Below are 18,424 nucleotides of genomic sequence, written 5' to 3'. Positions count from 1 at the left end.
TGATTGATTCTCCTCTACTGGCAAGCCAGCACAGCTCGTTTTAGATGCTCATCCTGACCCGCCAGCCCCGTCAACTGAACGCCCATGTGCTGCCCATTCGAGTCCACCCCGGCGGGTAAAGTAATAGCCGGGCTGTCGAGCAAACTGGCGACCATGCTTAATCGCAGGCAGGCAGTATTGGCCGCCCGGTAGGCTTCATCATCCTGTAACAACGGCGCCAGTATAGGGGCCGTTTGCGCCACCGTCGGTGACAGCAACACAGCCGAACCCAACTGCTCTTTTAATGCCTGCTGCAGAGCGCGCCGTTCACGATACAAACACACCACATCGGCCGGAGAACGCTGCTCAAACGCCAGAATCCGGTCCCTGACGCGCGGGTCAAACCGGTCTGCCGGTACCCTTTCGAGCAATTCCTTATATTCAGCCAGAGCTTCGTACCCCCCCAGCCAGCCATACCGGGCGGTTAGCTGATGACATTGCCCGACAACCGGCACTGCCTTGCGCACCACTCGGATGCCCTTCGATTCCAGCTGATCGGCGTACTCTCGTATTGCCAACCGGACTGCCTCATCCAGACGGTCATCGTCCAGTGCCTGTTCATCCAGCACGACGGTTACCTGGTCGGATGCCAGAGGCCGGCGAGGCTCAGTGCCCTGGCCGCGAAAGGCGTCGTCCACCGCCAGGCAGTCGTCCAGCGTTCGTGCAATGACGCCCGGCGTATCCAGGCTGCGCCCCAGGGGCACCACGCCGCGGGTCGAGTGTTGGCCAGTCGTCGGCCGGTAGGACACCAATCCATTAAAAGCCGCGGGTATGCGCAGCGAACCGGCGGTATCGGTACCCGCCGCGACCGGAACCAGACCCTTGGCAACGGCAACGGCCGAGCCGCTGCTGGAGCCGCCGGGTACGCGGGGTTCACCGCTGCCAGGCGTTGCATCCGGTGTGCCGTAGTGCGGGTTCATGCCCAAACCGGAAAATGCCAGTTCTGTCAGATTCGTCTTGCCGATGCTCACCAGGCCTGCCTGGCCGGCCCGGTGCACAACATCGGCATCCCTCGACGCCGGTTCACTGAACACCCGCCCCCCGGCGGTGGTGACTTCACCGGCCACATCGAACAAATCCTTCCAGGCGATCGGCACGCCATCCAGAGGGCCCAGACGACAACGATGCGCTTGTCGCCACGCCGATTGCTCCGCTTCGCGGCGAGCCCGGTCATGCAGAACCTTCAAATAAATGGCGGGGTATTGGTCTGCCTGTTGGAGCGCTTGTTCGGCCAACTCGACCGGGCTCACCTCGCCTTGTGCGATGGCTTCACCGAGTTGGAGTGCAGTTGGAAACTGAATTGACATGAGAGGGCTCCAGGGTCAGGCGACCGGAGCAGAACGCCGGTTGCCCCGCTCAGGGCGTAAGATTGTTGAGTGATTGTTTGACTTTGTCGATGGCATCCATAATGCGGTCTCGGTCATAGTTGCGCACTTTTTCAACGTCCATCGACAGCGAAAACCCTTCCAGATCCACTTCGGTGTAACTGTGACGGGCGCCCAGGTCCTTGCGGAAATCGACGACCTGATAGACCGGCACGGGACGGGAAAACCCCTTGGCATTTATCCGGCCTTTCTCGCGGCACAGAATGGTGTCTTTTATCAGCGCATAGGTTTCATAGGAAACCAGAATTTCACCAGGCTCTGCAGAAGATTCGAGCCTGGAGGCCAGGTTAACCTCCTTGCCGAGAATGGTGTAATCCATCCGGGTCTCGGCACCAAAGTTGCCCACGGTACAATAACCACTGTTAATGCCCATGCGAATTTCCAGCGGGTGCTGGATACCCTGCGCCCGCCAGCGCTGTCGCAATATTCGCATCAGCTTGCGCATTTCGATCGCCATGGACACGCACGCCAGGGCATCCTTGCGAACCCCCTTGGATTCCGGGTCGCCAAAGAACACCATGATGGCATCGCCAATAAACTTGTCGATGGTGCCGCCGTATTTCATGACGACACGACTCATTTCGGTGAGGTAGGTGTTGATCAGTTCGGTCAGCGCTTCGGCTTCCATCATTTCCGAGATCTCGGAAAATCCTTTGATGTCGGAGAAAAATACCACCAGCCGCTTGCGCTGGGTTTCCAGTTTCACATCTCGCTTGCCCCGGAAAATGGTCTCCCAGACTTGCGGCGACAGGTATTTCGACAACTTTTGAGACAGCCCCCGGTATTGCTGGCTCTGGCGCTGAAGCTCCTGTCGCGTCATTTTCAGGTAACGGGCTTGCTGCGCCGTGTAGTAGGCATTCACACTGACATGCAGGCCAGCGCCGAAGGCCGCAATCACATTGGTTAGCACCGTGGTTTCAGTGAAGATAGGCTGCGGTTCAATTAAGTACATCACCCCCGCGCCCAGCGCCACAAACAGCAAACACAGCACGTACGACGAGGTTCGCCCCACACAGATGAAACTGGCATTGGCCATGATCAGCAACAGCATGGTCGGCACCAGCGGTGACCCCATGGCAACCAGGATGGCACCGATAAAAAACGCATCGAACAACATCAGCGTATAACCGACATGCTTCGGGAAGCGCCGGCGCATGGGAAGGCTGAGAAAGCGGATCAGGGTTGGGTACAGCAAACAGAACCCGACAATGATCGAGAACTGATTGGAAATCTGACCCGCATACAAAATACTGACCAGGGTGCCGGCCAGAGTCAGGTAGATCAGCGAGCGGGAATTGAACTCGGCCGAGATCGGAAGCACGGTAAAATCATCGGTCAGTTCAATGTCAGCAACCGATTGGCTATCTGTGCTCCGGGTGGGCACCTTGCCTTTCGGGTCTGTTGCCCGACGCCCTCGAATGGGGGCCGACGGCTTGGGTGTGCCATTCTTTTTATTGTCAGTGGCCATGTGCCGTTTCTGCATCCAGTAGCAACCCCAGTAGGCTCAAGGGCTTATGTTAAACAAATCAGATGGGTACGATAACTGAAAATGTGCGTTAAATCACTGAGTGGACCATGACCCAAAGCCCTAATACCAATACCTCAATACACCCGGCACTGGCCTTGCTTCAACAGCGGGTTTCACACCCGCGGCTGACCGAACCCGGGCCCAGCCAGGCCCAACTTGCCGACCTATACCGGGCAGCGATGCGCGCACCAGACCACGCCTGGCTGCGCCCCTGGCGGTTCATTGAAGTCAGCGGCGACGACCGCACCCGCCTGGGTGAGCACATGGCCCACAGCGCCCGGCAAGACGACCCCGACCTGGCCGACAAGCAATATCAGAAACTCCTCAATAGCCCTCTGCGGGCTCCCCTCGTGCTGATCGCCTGGGCAAAGATAAGCGAACACCCAAAAGTCCCAGCGATCGAGCAGGTACTTGCCACCGGCGCCGCCGTTACCAACCTGATCAACGCCGCCCACGCCCTCGGTATAGGTGCCGTCTGGCGCACCGGCGCACCTGCCTACAGCCCCGCGCTCAAGCAGACTCTCGGACTGACGGCAACCGACCACATAGTCGGCTTCATCTACCTCGGCACGCCTTCAGGCGAAGACAAGCCCGTTCCGGCCCTGGACCCCGCCGATTTCATCAGCCCACTCCCGACCTGAGCAACCCCGCACAGCGCGGTCACAGGGACCGCGCTACTTCAGACCTAACTGGTTGTTTTACCTCAAAAACTTGCAAAACGACCAGCCATCCTATAACCTTCGCCGCCGTTGTTTGCCACTGTGCAAACAACCATGTTGGTGAGGTGGCCGAGTGGCTGAAGGCGCACGCCTGGAAAGTGTGTATACGGAAACGTATCGAGGGTTCGAATCCCTCCCTCACCGCCAGATTCCACAAAAAAGCCCCCGCTCCGTAAGGATCGGGGGCTTTTTTGTGGAATCTCGGCCGTGCGGGCGGTGTGGACGAACCCTCCGGTTCGACTGAACGCAAGAAGCGTTCAGGGCCGCCGCAGGCGCACGCAGTGCGGGGCACAGGGATGTGCCACGGCCAATCCCTACCGGGTCAGCCTCCGCTATCGAGTCAATTCACATCCGCAAGGAGTGGGGGCTTTTTTGTGGAATCCCAGCCGTGCGGGCGGTGTGGACGAACCCTCCGGTTCAACTGAATGCCAGGAGTCTTCAGGGCCGCCGCAGGCGCACGCAGTGCGGGGCATATGGATGTGCCCCGGCCAATCCTTCCCGTTACAGCCCTAACCAATGATACGCTTACTGCCGCACCAACCGCCTGTTATCCACCACAAACGAATCATCATTCGACCGGTACGGATTAATATCCAATCCACCCCGCCGAACATAACGCGCATAAACGGTCAAACGTTCACAGCCACAATGCTGGCTCAAATCCTGAAAGATCCGCTCAACGCATTGTTCATGAAACTCATTGTGCTGGCGAAACGAAATCAGATACTTCAGCAATGATTCACGATCGATGCGCGGGCCGCGGTAATCAATGACCACACTGCCCCAATCTGGCTGGCCTGTTACCAGGCAATTGGATTTCAGCAGATGGCTGTGCAGCACTTCCTCGACATCCCGGGTTGCGTCTGCTTGCAACAAATCGGGCTTGGTCTGGTAGTGTTCAATCTCGATGTCGAGTTCATCCAGGCAATCACCAGGCAACGTGGTGATGTCTGCGCTGTGGCCCATCTGATTCAGGGGTACCAGTGTTACCCGCACCGGTGCTCCTGCGGCTGCCGACAGATCACGCTCCATAAGCTCGGCCACGGCGCGCACGCTGTCAAACCGGGTCTGGTTAAACGAATTCAGATACAGCTTGAACGATTTGGACTCAATCAGCCGCGGAGACTCCGCCGGTATAAATACCTCACCCATAGCCACCAGTGGCTTGCCGCGATTGTTCAACCAGGACAACTCATACGCATTCCACACGTCAACGCCACGAAAGGGAAGCTGTTGCGAGTCGATGCCGATTTCATCACGCTTGCCCTGTCGCTCTATCGGAAACAGCAGGCTCGCATCGTAGTGATCGATGTAGTCGCTGGTCTTTCCCAGCGGTGAAGCTTCAGGGGTAGCCATGGTCAGTCTCCGTCGTCAAACATATTAGCTGCGCAGGCCTCGCCCGGTGTGCAACAGGTAGAGTGCCCAGCTCATCAGCAGGGCAACAAACATCATCAACATTCCATAGGCCGCCAGCACCGGTATGTCGCTGTGCCCGATAATGCCATATCTGAAGGTGTTTACCATGTACAGAATCGGGTTGAGCTTGCTGACCCATTGCCAGAAGTCGGGCAACAGTGACACCGAGTAAAACACACCTCCCAAATACGTCAGTGGCGTCAGAATGAAGGTGGGCACGATGGTGACATCATCGAACTTGGTGGCAAAAATTGCGTTGATGAGACCGGCGGTTGAGAAGACAACAGCCGTCAGCAAAATAACACTGATCGTGACAAAGGCGTTGTGCACTTGCAGGTCGGTAAACCACAGGCTCAGTAGTGTCACAATAAAGCCACAGGCCAACCCACGAGCAACACCGCCGACCACGAAGCCGAGCATAATGACCCAGTTCGGAACCGGTGCCACCATCAGTTCTTCAATGGATTTTTGAAATTTGTTCGAGAAAAAGCTGGAACTGACGTTACCGTAACTGTTGGTGATAACGGTCATCATGATCAGGCCGGGGACGATGAACTGCATGTAATCGTAACCGTCCATGGTACCGATGCGGCTACCAATCAGATTGCCGAATATAATGAAGTACAACACCATGGTAATAGCCGGTGGCAACAGGGTTTGCATCCAGATACGGGTAAAACGGCGAACTTCTTTATAAACAATGGCCGAAAAAGCGACCCAGTACGGATGATTCACGCGTCGGCCTCCTGTTTACTGTGGGTGGTCAGGTCAACAAAGAGCTCTTCTAGCCGGTTCGTCTTCGGCCGAATGCTGACAACTTCCAACCCCTTGGCTTCCAATTGGGAAAACACCTCATTCAGAGTTTGCTCACGACTCAGATCGAACTCGATGCTGTGTTCGTCCAACAGCCGGCTGCTGAAACCATCCAGTTCAGGGGCAATGGTCAAAGTGCCCCGCACATCGACGACATAGGTTGAACGTTGCTTGCCTTTCAACAGGATTTTTGTTGGTGCCTGCGCCACGATTTCGCCGTTATCGATGATGGCGATGTTGCGGCAGAGGCTTTCCGCTTCTTCAAGATAGTGGGTCGTCAGAATAATGGTTGTACCTTGCTTGTTCAGCCGCTTTAGAAACGCCCACATGGACCGGCGAATCTCGATATCGACGCCAGCGGTCGGTTCATCCAGAATCAGCATGCGGGGCTCATGCACCAGCGCCCGGGCAATCATCAGGCGTCGTTTCATGCCTCCGGAGAGCATGCGCGCCGGCACGTCGCGCTTGTCCCACAAATCCAGCTGTTTCAGGTAGGTTTCAGACCGGGCTTCAGCCAGCTTTCGCTTGAGACCATAGTAGCCCGCTTGCTGGATGATGATGTCCTGCACTTTTTCGAAGGAGTTGAAGTTGAATTCCTGAGGCACGACACCGAGGCTGCGCTTTACGGCTTCTCGCTCGGTCGACAGATCAAAGCCACACACCTTCACAGTGCCTTCGCCTTTATTAACGAGGGAGGACACGATGCCCAGGGTGGTGGATTTACCGGCCCCGTTAGGGCCGAGCAGGGCAAAGAAATCGCCCTCTTCAACGCTCAGGTCGATGCCCTTCAGGGCGACAAAACCATTGTCATAGACCTTGCGAAGCTGTTGGATTTCGAGCGCTTTAGTCATGAAAGTCCTGTTCTGGTAGTCAGTCGCCACGCGGCGCCCGGATCAGAAGGGTGATCTTGGTGGCACGGCGAATGAATCTTTGCTGCTATGCTGGGTGATCAGGCAACCTGACCGGCAATGTGGTGCGTATAAGTGGTTGCTAAAGTCATTATTTCAATGGAGCCAAGATGAAAGTCCTGATTACCGGTGTCACTGGCCTGCTGGGCTCGCAACTCGCGCGGCATTATTCCCAACACGGACACGAGGTCTGGGGACTGGTACACAGCACTCCCGTACCCAGTGATCTGGCCAGGCACTTAACCCAGATTCGGGCGCCCAGTGAACTGACCGGAGATTTTGACCTGGCCATCAATCTCGCCGGGGCCAGTATTGCCGGAGGGCGATGGTCGGCCAAACGCAAGCAACTATTACGAGACTCGCGCATCGGCTTCACCAACTCCCTGCTCGCTCCGCTATCGGCCGCACAATACCGCATAGACCACCTTATTAGCGGCTCCGCCATTGGTTACTACGGTTCCACCACTGAGACAGTTACGGAACAGTCATCAGCCGGGTCAGATTTTTCCGCCCGCATGGTGGCTGACTGGGAAGACAGTGCTCTGGCAAGCCAGGCGCACATAGACAACATCACCCTGATCAGAACCGGTCTGGTGCTCAGCAACCGGGGCGGGTTGTTGAAACAGCTGGCGCTGCCTGCCCGGTTGGGTCTGGCGGCCAGACTGGGCAAGGGGAATCAGGGTCAATCCTGGGTTCATGAAGCCGACTGGCTCGCAGCGGTCATCTGGTTGCAGGAACAGCGCCATACCGGAGCTTTCAATCTAACGGCACCCGGGCCGGTATCACAGGATACGTTCAGCCGCACACTGGCCCGGCAGTTGCACCGCCCTTATTGGCTGAAAGTACCAGCAGCGACTTTGCGCTTGGGTATGGGCGAACTGGCTGACCTGGTGCTAAATGGCCAATGGGTGATCCCCGCCCGGTTAAAGGAGCAAGGCTTTAACTTTGCATTTCCGGATCTGGAATCGGCCTTGCACGATCTGTTTGGCGCGCACTGATTAGCGTTCCGATTTGCCGTATACTCCCGCCCTTCAACAGCCCGGCTGACTGTTAATAAACCGGGCCACCACGTCGTTCAGGAACACACAATGTTTGATGTCACGCCGTTTCGCGGCCTTGTTTTTGATATGGATGGCACCCTGGTCGAAAGCGGCCCGTTGCATGAAATCGCCTGGCGGGAAACGTTAGCCAAGTACAATCTTCCGGTAAATGCCCGACTGATGCATAGCCTGGCCGGCGTTCCCACGCGTGAAACCTTGCTGCGGGTAGCTGCGGAAACCGGGCATCCGCTGAGTGCCCCGGTGGAGGAAATGAACGCCTTCAAGGAGGCTTTGGTCGCCGATTTGGCCCCCCGCTACGTTAAGGCCACACCACTGGCAGAGCTGGCCCGCCAGCAGTTTGGGGTCTTGCCCATGGCCGTGGGAACGGGTGCCTACACCGCCGAAGCGCGTGGAATCCTGAAGCACTGCGGTATTTTAGCGCTATTCGACATCGTCGTCGGTGCCGATCAGGTAACGCACCCCAAGCCTGCAGCGGATACCTTTCTGGCCTGTGCTGCACACCTGGGATGCGAACCGGGCGACTGTGTCGTCTTTGAAGATGCAGATCTCGGGCTTGAAGCCGCCAGGGCTGCTGGCATGAGAGCGGTGGACGTACGTACTGAGTTTCAGTTCATCAACGACTATTTCCTGGCCGGCTGATGACTCTATGCCCGCCGGGAAAGCGGTGACAGACTGGAAAAACTCGTGTCGACCGGTCGCCAGTAACCGGTCAGACGCTGGTTCCAGTTACGGATTTCCGGCGCCATTCGCATTTCACTGACGGGCAGCCCGAGCCGGGCCAGTATAGCCGTGAGGGCGGTTTCGGCCGCTGGCGATGATCCAGTATCCATTTTCAGGGCGATGCCGGCATTCAATTCCGGAATAGCCGCGATGTAGACCCCTTCGGCACCCACTTTAAGAAACGCTCTGCCATTCAATTCCGCCATCACTTCACTGCAATAACGACCGGTACCGGCCACCATCACCGGTTCGCTGACGGCCGCGTCGTACAGTTGCAGGGCTGACTGCTGATACATGCCTGGCAGCTGATCCGGGTCGCCAAAGCGGGCAAATCCGAGGGCCAGGTTTTTCAGTGGCATGGCCCAGGTAGGAACGCTGCAGCCATCTGGCGCCACAGGCGCCCCTTCGAGACGGACATCACAACAGGTTTCAATGCACTCGCGAATGGCGATTTGCACCGGATGATCCACTTCAATATAGCCCTCGATGTCCCAGCCCATATGACGGGCCATGGCCAACATGCCGGCATGCTTGCCAGAGCAGTTGTTGTGTCTGGCTCCCGGCATTTGCCGATCCCAGGCCAGGTCGATCAGCGCCTGCTGTTGCATGGGCCAGTGTGCCCCACATTCCAGCGCCGGCTCGGACAATTCCAGCTTTTCCAACATCGCCAGGGCCGTGTTCGTGTGAAGCGCCTCGCCATTATGCGAGGCGCAGGTCAGCGCCAGTTCCGCTGGCGTAAAGCCAAAGGCTTTGGCGGCACCACTGGCCACCATGGGTAAGGCCTGGAATGCCTTAATCGACGAGCGCGGATACGTCAGCGCATTCACATCCCCCAGGGACCACAGCGTCTCACCGCTGCTGCGCACGATTACTGCCCGCCCGCGATGGGTACTTTCAACGGCATCACCACGAACCACTTCGACCAGAACAGGGTTGGCTGACATGAATTTGAACTCCAGCGACTAACAACGAAAGGACGGTCACAGTACCAAAATTCGGCAGAGACGAGTACGAATTACCGGATCCAACGGGACAGCATCGCGCCACACCGGTAAACTGATTCACGGTACTTTCCCGGCAAAAAGGAGCAACGTATGGCGAGCAAGTGGGCACAGCGGTTTTTCCAGATGGCGGAGCTGGTCGGCTCCTGGAGCAAAGACCCGTCTACGCAGGTAGGTGCGGTGATAACACAGGGCAACCGGGTCGTGTCGCTGGGCTTCAACGGTTACCCGCACGGTGTGTCAGACCGTGCCGACACCGATGACCGCGAGATGAAATACGCCAAAACCATTCACGCCGAAGAAAATGCCATCCTTTTTGCCAAGCGGGATCTGGCCAACTGTGAAATCTGGGTCACGCACTTCCCCTGCCCAAATTGCGCCGCCAAGATCATTCAAACCGGCATTACCATGGTGCACTGCCCGGTTCAGACCGAAGACTTTCTGTCGCGCTGGGGAGAAAAAATCACCATCAGTGAATCCATGTTTGAAGAAGCCGGAGTCCAGGTACACTGGGTCAAGGAACCACTGGCTGGACAACCTGCCTGACGAATCGGCCAGTCAATAGCCGGTCGGTCAGCACCGGCGAATGATCGGTGCTTTTCCCCGGCTGCCACGCAGAGGTGCCGCTCCCCGAAAGCAGCGAGTTTCCGCCAGATCAGCCTTTGTCCTGGCACCTCAATATCAGCCTTGCATCCCTCATCTCAGGCATCAGCGCACCGGCTGTGGCTACCGGTAACAGACTCCTGCTGGTACAGCTGAGACGACAACACTTTCCCTCCAAGAAAACGATTTCAGCCATCAGCTCCAATTCCCCATCCTGCACTATGCGGGGCTATCAGCCTTGTTCTTCAAGCTTGATCACTTTCTTAAAAAATTTTCTTGAAAACGTTACCAAGCGTGCTCATACTCTCTTCCAATCTAGAATTAAAAGCGTCGGTCACAGTCGCTAAAAATAACCACAAGAAAGTAAACGAGGTATTGCACGTGCAGGAGACATCTGGTCAAAGCAGATGGCATGCACTGACGCCATGGCTGTTTATGTTGCCTGCCATGTTGCTGTTCGCTGTTTATGTCATCATTCCTATCTTTCAAAGCATCTGGATCAGTTTTTTCGACTGGGACGGCATTGGCGATAAAGTCTTCATCGGTTTTGGCAACTACGCAGAACTGATGGACGACCCCCAGTTCTGGACAGCCCTGTGGAACAACGTCCTCTGGCTGCTCTTCTTTATGCTGGCCGTTCCCATCGGTCTGGGCGTCGCTCTCTTCCTGAACCAGCAGGTGCTGGGCATACGCGCCGTCAAATCGTTGTTTTTCTTTCCCTTTGTCATCTCCCAGGTCATCGTCGGGGTGGTCTTCTCCTGGTTTTACGACCCGAGTTCCGGCCTGCTGCAAGACATTATTGGCATCTTTGGGTTCGAACCCCTGCCCATTCTTGCCAGCGAATCAATGGCCACTTACGGCATCATTGCCGCCGGTCTCTGGCCGCAAATCGCCTACACCATGATTCTCTACCTCACCGGCCTGAACAACCTGAGCCCGGACCAGATCGAAGCAGCCCGCATGGACGGTGCCCACGGCTGGAGCATGCTGTGGAAAGTCATCATTCCGCAATTGCGCCCGGCGACCTTCATTGCCGTGGTGGTTACCGTCATCGGTGCGCTGCGCTCCTTTGACCTGGTCGCCACAATGACCGGGGGTGGCCCCTATGGCAGTACCACGGTATTGGCCTTCTTTATGTACGAGCAGTCCATCTTCAGTTACCGCATGGGGTACGGTGCCGCCATCGCGACCGTTTTGTTCCTGCTGATGCTGGTGTACATCGCATTTTTCCTGTGGCGCATGCTGCGTGCGGAACGAGGATAAAACATGTTTCCGACTCCCATACAACAAACGTCCCGCTTTACCCAGATCAGCTACAAGGTCGCACTGCCGCTGACCATACTGATCTGGCTGCTGCCACTGGCCGCCATCATGATGACCTCGGTGCGCTCCATTGCCGACATCAATGCCGGCAACTACTGGGGCTGGCCCGAGCAGTGGATGCTGATCGAGAACTACACCGAAGTCTTCGCCCGGACCAACATGGGTCGCTACCTGCTGAACAGCGTGCTGATCACAGTACCAGTCATGATCTTTTCGGTCGGTCTGGCCACCATGGCTGGCTTTGCCCTGGCCAAGTACAAATTCCGGGGGCGCATCGCCATCTTTGCCGTCTTTATCGGGGGGAACTTTGTTCCGTTCCAGATTCTGATGATCCCGGTTCGCGACCTCACCATTCAAACCGGCCTGTACGACACCATCTGGGCACTGATTATCTTCCACACCGCATTCCAGACCGGCTTTTGCACGCTGTTTATGCGTAATTTTATCGTCGGCTTACCGGATGAATTGTTTGAATCCTGCCGCCTTGAGGGCGCCAGTGAATGGCAGATTTTCACCAAGATCGTGTTGCCGCTGGTTCGGCCAGCACTGGCGGCCCTCTCGGTGCTGATTTTCACCTTCATCTGGAACGACTACTTCTGGGCGCTGGTGCTGGTTCAAAGCGATGAGGTCAGGCCAATAACCGCAGGCATCAGTGCGTTGCGAGGCCAATGGCTGGCTTCCTGGCAACTGATTTCAGCGGGCTCCATTGTGGCTGCACTGCCACCAGTAATTCTGTTTTTCGCCATGCAACGCCACTTCATTGCCGGCCTGACGCTGGGCGCAACCAAGGGGTAAACATGACGGTTCACGTACTGCATTCAGAGCGGTCTACCCTGCTGATCGAGGCACAGCCTGACGATGCGCCTGTCGTTCGCTACTGGGGCGCCCGACTGCATCAGTCGCCGGATCCTGTATTGTGGCAACCGGCGCTGCCCCAGGCTGGTTTGGATGAAGTCCGGCCACTGAGTATCGCGCCGACATTGGCCGACGGTACCTTTCTGGAACCCGCATTGCGTTCGCATCAGCATGGCCGGGGCTGGGCCGAGCAGTGGCAATTGACCGCCACTCAGGCAACAGATGCTGAACTGGCCTTCGTGCTCGTCAGTCGTTCAGGCCTGGTCCGGCTCAACTGGAAGGTCACCCTGGATACAGCGACCGATGTACTGTCTATCCATACTACCCTGACCAACCAGAGCGATGCCGAGCTCGCCCTGGAGCAGTGGCTAACCACCTGGCCACTGCCTCGTGAGCACAACGACGTTCTGTCGTTTACAGGCCGCTGGGTCAACGAATTTCAGCCGCGCCGTCAAGCACTGCCCATTGGCGCACTGGAACTGACCAACCTCAAAGGCCGTACCTCGCACGACCACTTTCCAGGTCTGCTCACCGGGACTCCGGGGTTTACGTCGGAACAGGGCGACGTCTGTGCATTTCACCTGGGCTGGAGCGGCAACCACCGCCTACGCGTTGAACGAAATCAGCAAGGCCACACCCAGTTTCAGGCCGGAGCGCACTTGCTGCCCGGTGAAATGCGGCTCGAGCCCGGCGCGCACTTTACCGCGCCGGTACTCTACGCCACCCGATCGTCATCCGGCTTCAATGGTATCGCTGCTAATTTCCAGCAATTTGTACGCAGTAACCTCCTGAACTGGCCCGGCAACGGTCCACGCCCGGTTCATATCAATACCTGGGAAGCGATTTACTTCGATCATACCCAGCAGGCGCTGGATGACCTGGCCGAGACCGCCGCTGCCGTTGGTGCTGAGCGTTACGTACTCGACGATGGCTGGTTTCAGGGGCGTCGCGACGATACGTCGGGGCTTGGCGACTGGACGGTCGACGAAAGCATCTACCCGGAAAAACTGCACCCTCTTGCAGCAACCCTGCAACGCACCGGTCTTGAGTTCGGTCTCTGGGTTGAGCCTGAAATGGTAAATCCGGATTCCAACCTGTATCGCAATCACCCGGAATGGGTGCTCGCCATCAATGGTCAGCATCAGCCTCTGGCGCGTCAGCAGCGGGTATTGGATCTGACTCGGGCGGAGGTTCAAACCTACCTGTTTGAACACCTGAGCGCTTTGCTCAGCGAATACCCCATTACCTACCTTAAGTGGGACATGAATCGCGACCTGGTACAGGCAGCTGATGCTCGGGGCCAGGCTGCGACCTTCCGCCAGACAGAAGCCCTCTATGCCTTGCTCGCAAAATTGCGTAATGCGCATCCGGACGTCGAAATTGAATCCTGTGCGTCCGGCGGTGCCCGAATGGATTACGGCATTCTGCAGCATACTCATCGATTCTGGCTGAGCGACTGCAACGACGCGCACGAGCGGCAACGCATGCAGCAATGGGCCGCCCTGTTTTTTCCGGCCGAAGTGCTCGGCAGCCACATTGGTCCACCGCACAGCCACACCACCGGCCGTCAGCACACGACAGAAGTTCGAGCGGGTACCGCCCTGTTCGGACACATGGGCATCGAATGGGATGTTCGTCATCTCAACGATGCAGACCGACAAGCACTGACAAATGCCATTGCCCTGCACAAGGAATGGCGACCGGTTATCCACAGCGGAATTCGCCGTTCCCTGCAGCCTGTAGATCCGAATCAGATCGCCTTTCAGGCCGCTGCTGCACCGCATCACCTGATCAGTGTGTTTCAGCAAGACATGCCCGAGTTGTCGGTTCCGGGATCACTGCAACTTTTAGAACTACAGCCCGAAAAACATTATCGACTCTCGATCATCCTTCAGTCCGTAAAAACAGGCCACTTGATGAAAACACGCCCAGCCTGGATGACCCACGATAAAGTAAGGATAAACGGTGAGAGCCTGATGAAAGTGGGACTGCCATTGCCAGTTATGGACCCCGACAGTTTGCTGGTGCTGGCTCTGACTGAAGATTAGTTAACTCGATTTGATGCGCTGGCCCCGGCCAGCGACGCAAAAGAAAGCGCTTAAGCGCGAAGAACCGTGTCACCGGCATACCGGTGACACATTGAAATGGGGCTCGCCCCAGATGTATCACAACAAAAAAGAAGGACGAGGCTATGAAACTGAAAACCTTACTGACAGCCAGTGCCATCGGGGCCTTATTCATGACCCAGGCCAGTGCTGGTACGCTAGTCATCAACTCCAACCAGTCTGACCCGGCGCCCAAGGCCGCCTGGGGAGAAATCATTGCCGATTTCGAAGCCGCCAACCCGGATATCGAGGTGCGGCTAAACGAATACGACCACGAGGGCTACAAAAGCGCGATTCGCAACTGGCTGGTAACCTCCCCACCGGATATCGTGTTCTGGTTCGCCGGCAACCGGATGAAGTATTTTGTCGACCGTGGTCTGTTTGAACCTGTTTCAGACGTCTGGGCCGACAACAACATGGATCGCACTTTTGCCTCCACTCGGGCATCCATGAGCGTTGAAGGCGAGCAATACGGTGTTCCGGCCACCTACTATCAATGGGGCATTTACTACAACGCCGATATTTTTGATGAACTGGGCCTCAGCGAACCGCAAACCTGGGACGAGTTCATGAACGTCAACCAGACGCTCAAGGACAACGGCTACACCCCAATCACCATCGGCACCAAATTTCTGTGGACGGCCGCCGGCTGGTTTGACTACCTGAACCTGCGCACCAACGGTCTGGATTTCCACATCGACCTGATGGACGGAAAAATCCCCTACACCGATGAGCGTGTCCGTGCGACCTTCGAAAACTGGCGCCAACTGATTGATGCGGGCTACTTCCTGGAAAACCACGCTTCTTATAGCTGGCAGGAAGCGCAAGCTCCCCTGCTTAATGGCGAAGCGGGCATGTACCTGATGGGTAACTTCCTGACGCCGAGCTTCCCGGAAGGTTCTAACTTCGACTTCTTCCAGTTCCCGCAGATCGATCCAAGCGTCGGCATGTTTGAAGATGCACCGACCGATACCGTGCACATTCCTGCTCGTGCGAGTAACAAGGAAGACGCCAAGCGTTTTCTGGCTTACGTTGCGCAGGCAGACGTGCAAACCAAGCTCAACCTGGGTCTGAACCAGCTGCCGCCTAATGCCAGCGCTGAAGCCGGTGACAACACCTTCCTGCAGCAGGGTTTGGAAATGCTGTCAGAAGCAGATGGTACGGCACAGTTCTACGATCGTGATACCGATCCGGCCATGGCCGCTGAAGGTATGAAAGGGTTCCAGGAATTTATGGTTAACCCGGATCGTCTGGACGCCATTCTGACCAACCTGGAACGGGTTCGTCAGCGCGTCTTCCGCTAAGTTCGTTCACTGTCACACAATTAGGCGACCTGCGGGTCGCCTTTTTTATGCCCGGATTTTCCGCGGCAGGCAGCGGTGTATAATCAGTAACACTTGTTTTACCATGATTCTGAAACAGAGAATCACAGGGATGGACTATGGGTTATTGGCTAAAACGCTTGCTGGCACTGGTACTGGGTGCACTCAGCCTGCTATTGGCAACACTCTGCTTCAACTGGGGCTTTACCACTCTCAGCGAATCACGGCAGATGGAGCGACTACCACAGTCACCCATTGCTGTTCTTGCCAACGGCCCCTACGCCGTGGCCGGTCGCACAGAACGCGAATCGAACGTCTTGACGGCGCCCTACTCCGGGCAAACTGTCTTGTATGTCCGGTACTTGCTGGAAGAAGAATACCGGGATTCAGACGGAGACCTGCGCACCCGAACCCTCGATATTGGGCAACGCAGTACCCGTTTCAGGTTGGCGGACGATAGCGGCAATGTGAGCATCGACCCGACCTTGTCGACCGGCAACATCAACTGGGCAGTGCAACGAACCTACCGAGAACGCCAGGGCGACCTGATCTACTCGGAATGGACCCTGAGCGAAGGGCAACAAGTCGAACTGCTGGGTCGCTTCCAGCCTTCGAACCAGACTCTGGTATTCAACACTCTAAATTTTAACTTGCCCGCGACCATTACCGACTCCAGCTTGCAAGCTGCCGGTGGGCAAAGCCTGTTGCGTGCGGCCCTGATCATCTCTCTGGCTGCCGGCCTGGTATCTGTCGGCATCGCCCTGGTACTGATCGGCCTGGGCGTTCACCGCTTTATTCTCTACGTCAGCGCCATGACCGTGATCATGATCGTCTATCTCTGGGGCCAGGGCCTGTATCAGCTCGAACAGGACTGGCAACGCGCCGCCTCTCTGTACCAGACCCGCATGACGGCACTCGGCTCATCACCCACCCTGGAACAACGAACAGACCTGCTGGCGATGCGATTGTTAATAGCCCGTGGCGCCGAACCCTGGCCAGACCGGCTGTTCTTCCAACAACTGGCGTCCGATTATTTTCCAGCGCCGGAGGGTCTGGATTCAACCCGGCGACAGGCTGTTGCAGAGCGCATGGCGAATTATCCAGGCAATCATTTCGACAATGGCTGGGTGACTCTGCTAGCCAGTATTGGCGGCGCAGGCTTTTCAATCTTACTGCTGTGGCTGGGTATCAGGCGCATCAGGCTTAAGCGCCTAATTGAGCATTTGCCTACCGCTGCTACCACGGGGCTGAGCTATGGGCTGGCAGAACTTAAAGGGAAGGTCGACCTGCAGGCAGAACCACTAACGTCGAAACTGACCGAAAACCCCTGTGTTGCCTTCCACTACCTGGAAGAAGAGAAACGCGGCTCGGGCAAAAAGTCCCGCTGGGTCACTCTGGAAGAGATTGACCGTCGCCTACCCTTTGAGCTGACCGATGAATCGGGCAGCGTCTGGGTATACCCTGAAAAAGCCACCATGCATTATTCGGATACGGTAACTCGCCGCCAGGGCAGACGCCGTTACAAAGAATCCTGGTTACCGCCCGATGCCAGGCTCTATTGTCTGGGTTTTGCCGGGCTCGATGCAAACCGGTCAGACCGACTGGCGTTGCAGCATGAAAACGAACAACCTTATATTGTGAGTACACTCGATGAGCAACGCCTCATCCAACGCAAAGGCGCCCAGGGCTTTCTGTTTACCTCCGTCAGTCTTGGCCTGCTGCTCAGTGCGTTCCTGATACTACTGGCGTACGCTGGCTCGCTGACGCCAGCCGACCTGCTGCTGACCGCCTTGCTCATTCCGGTGTTTGTGTTCCTGTATATCCTGGTACTTCACTACAACGACCTGATCTTTCTGCGCAATCGATGCGACAAAACGAAAGCAGACATTCGCACCGTTCTGCAGAAAAGACACGATTTGATACCACGCCTTAATCAGGTTTTGCAGGGTTATATGAAGCATGAACAGGAATTGCAGACCGCACTCGCAAACCTTCGAACAGCTAACCCCGAGATAGGTGACAGCCCTGATCAGATTGATCAATACAACGATCAGGTAAAGGCACTCAATCTACAGCTGATTGTCCGGTCGGAAGCGTATCCGGAGTTAAAGGCCAACACCCTGGTAGCAGAGTTTATGGAGCAGGTCGAAACCACCGAGAATTATCTGGCGTTGCTGCGTAATGGCTATAACGATGCCGTTGAGCTCTACAACACACAAATTCATTCTTTTCCCGACCTCTTATTGGCCAAGGCATTTGGGTTTGAGGAGAAGGCTTTGTTTAGGCAGTAACTATGGTCTGGGATAGTTAGAGAGGATTATTCGGTGGTTGGGATGACCTACTCGGGGTGCCGAGCAGTGCCCGTCATCGCTGCGCGACGCGTTCCGCGCCCCCGCTACGCACCGGTGCTCTCATGAGAGTCGGCTATCGTCTGTCGAACCAAAGCTACACGCATAAAAAACCCCAGACCATTGCTGGCCTGGGGTGGTATTAAAAGCTTGACGATGACCTACTCTCACATGGGGAGACCCCACACTACCATCGGCGAGGCTGCGTTTCACTTCTGAGTTCGGCAAGGGATCAGGTGGTTCCACAGCTCTATCGTCGTCAAGCAAACTGGTTGGTC

At 56.5% G+C, this 18,424-nt stretch carries 15 protein-coding genes, 1 tRNA gene and 1 rRNA gene; 10 read left to right on the top strand and 7 right to left on the bottom strand.

Going from position 1 to position 18,424, the window contains the following annotated elements; translation table 11 throughout:
• Nucleotides 1-14 precede the first annotated feature (14 nt).
• Nucleotides 15-1,346 carry an amidase family protein gene (locus ABJT94_RS18510; protein ID WP_348477835.1) on the bottom strand — a complete coding sequence of 444 codons (1,332 nt, stop codon included), beginning with the start codon at nt 1,344-1,346 and terminating at the stop codon, nt 15-17.
• A gap of 49 nt (nt 1,347-1,395) precedes the next feature.
• Nucleotides 1,396-2,892 carry an adenylate/guanylate cyclase domain-containing protein gene (locus ABJT94_RS18505; RefSeq protein ID WP_348477834.1) on the bottom strand — a complete coding sequence of 499 codons (1,497 nt, stop codon included), beginning with the start codon at nt 2,890-2,892 and terminating at the stop codon, nt 1,396-1,398.
• A 107-nt stretch (nt 2,893-2,999) separates the two neighbouring features.
• Here ABJT94_RS18505 and ABJT94_RS18500 point away from each other — a divergent pair, with 107 nt between their 5' ends.
• Nucleotides 3,000-3,593 carry a nitroreductase gene (locus tag ABJT94_RS18500; RefSeq protein WP_348477833.1) on the top strand — a complete coding sequence of 198 codons (594 nt, stop codon included), beginning with the start codon at nt 3,000-3,002 and terminating at the stop codon, nt 3,591-3,593.
• Nucleotides 3,594-3,730: 137 nt separating this feature from the next.
• Nucleotides 3,731-3,818: transfer RNA gene (locus ABJT94_RS18495), tRNA-Ser, on the top strand.
• A 378-nt stretch (nt 3,819-4,196) separates the two neighbouring features.
• Here the strand turns inward: ABJT94_RS18495 and queF are convergent.
• From queF to ABJT94_RS18480, 3 genes are read right to left on the bottom strand one after another with little or no spacing between them, the layout of a single operon-like run.
• Nucleotides 4,197-5,027, bottom strand: coding sequence for an NADPH-dependent 7-cyano-7-deazaguanine reductase QueF (gene queF, locus ABJT94_RS18490; protein ID WP_348477832.1), 831 nt, complete (start codon nt 5,025-5,027; stop codon nt 4,197-4,199).
• Nucleotides 5,028-5,051: 24 nt separating this feature from the next.
• Nucleotides 5,052-5,822: an ABC transporter permease gene (locus ABJT94_RS18485; protein WP_348477831.1), complete on the bottom strand. Its 771-nt coding sequence runs from the start codon at nt 5,820-5,822 to the stop codon at nt 5,052-5,054.
• A complete protein-coding gene (locus tag ABJT94_RS18480) occupies nt 5,819-6,751 on the bottom strand; it encodes an ABC transporter ATP-binding protein (protein WP_348477830.1) in 933 nt (310 codons plus the stop codon). Before ABJT94_RS18480 ends, ABJT94_RS18485 begins: the two co-directional genes overlap by 4 nt.
• A gap of 167 nt (nt 6,752-6,918) precedes the next feature.
• On the opposite strand from ABJT94_RS18480, the gene ABJT94_RS18475 reads away from it, so the two are divergent.
• Both ABJT94_RS18475 and ABJT94_RS18470 read left to right on the top strand, forming a co-directional pair.
• Nucleotides 6,919-7,806, top strand: coding sequence for a TIGR01777 family oxidoreductase (locus ABJT94_RS18475; RefSeq protein WP_348477829.1), 888 nt, complete (start codon nt 6,919-6,921; stop codon nt 7,804-7,806).
• A gap of 90 nt (nt 7,807-7,896) precedes the next feature.
• Nucleotides 7,897-8,508 carry an HAD-IA family hydrolase gene (locus ABJT94_RS18470; protein ID WP_348477828.1) on the top strand — a complete coding sequence of 204 codons (612 nt, stop codon included), beginning with the start codon at nt 7,897-7,899 and terminating at the stop codon, nt 8,506-8,508.
• Between the two features lie 5 nt (nt 8,509-8,513).
• Here ABJT94_RS18470 and ABJT94_RS18465 read toward each other — a convergent pair whose 3' ends face one another.
• Complete coding sequence (locus ABJT94_RS18465; RefSeq protein ID WP_348477827.1) at nt 8,514-9,533, bottom strand: asparaginase; 1,020 nt, start codon at nt 9,531-9,533, stop codon at nt 8,514-8,516.
• 150 nt (nt 9,534-9,683) lie between these two features.
• Here ABJT94_RS18465 and ABJT94_RS18460 point away from each other — a divergent pair, with 150 nt between their 5' ends.
• The 6 genes from ABJT94_RS18460 (at nt 9,684) to ABJT94_RS18435 (ending at nt 18,089) form a co-directional block, all read left to right on the top strand.
• Nucleotides 9,684-10,136, top strand: a complete 453-nt coding sequence (locus ABJT94_RS18460) for a deaminase (protein WP_213678511.1) — start codon at nt 9,684-9,686, stop codon at nt 10,134-10,136.
• Nucleotides 10,137-10,628: 492 nt separating this feature from the next.
• Entirely contained in the window at nt 10,629-11,456 is an 828-nt protein-coding gene (locus ABJT94_RS18455; protein WP_127556194.1) for a sugar ABC transporter permease, read from the top strand.
• 3 nt (nt 11,457-11,459) lie between these two features.
• Nucleotides 11,460-12,311: a carbohydrate ABC transporter permease gene (locus ABJT94_RS18450; protein ID WP_127554786.1), complete on the top strand. Its 852-nt coding sequence runs from the start codon at nt 11,460-11,462 to the stop codon at nt 12,309-12,311.
• A gap of 2 nt (nt 12,312-12,313) precedes the next feature.
• Nucleotides 12,314-14,419, top strand: coding sequence for an alpha-galactosidase (locus tag ABJT94_RS18445; protein WP_348477826.1), 2,106 nt, complete (start codon nt 12,314-12,316; stop codon nt 14,417-14,419).
• 143 nt (nt 14,420-14,562) lie between these two features.
• Complete coding sequence (locus tag ABJT94_RS18440) at nt 14,563-15,780, top strand: extracellular solute-binding protein (RefSeq protein ID WP_348477825.1); 1,218 nt, start codon at nt 14,563-14,565, stop codon at nt 15,778-15,780.
• A 137-nt stretch (nt 15,781-15,917) separates the two neighbouring features.
• On the top strand, nt 15,918-18,089 hold the full coding sequence (locus ABJT94_RS18435; protein WP_348477824.1) for a LemA family protein: 2,172 nt from the start codon (nt 15,918-15,920) through the stop codon (nt 18,087-18,089).
• 205 nt (nt 18,090-18,294) lie between these two features.
• Here the strand turns inward: ABJT94_RS18435 and rrf are convergent.
• Nucleotides 18,295-18,410 (bottom strand): 5S ribosomal RNA (rrf, locus tag ABJT94_RS18430).
• Between the last annotated feature and the right edge of the window lie 14 nt (nt 18,411-18,424).

Origin of the sequence: Saccharospirillum sp. (assembly GCF_039982735.1) — a bacterium.
Taxonomy (GTDB): Bacteria; Pseudomonadota; Gammaproteobacteria; order Pseudomonadales; family Natronospirillaceae; genus Saccharospirillum.
The sequence above is the reverse complement of the archived record's forward strand: the minus strand, read 5'-3'. Positions and strand labels throughout refer to the sequence as shown.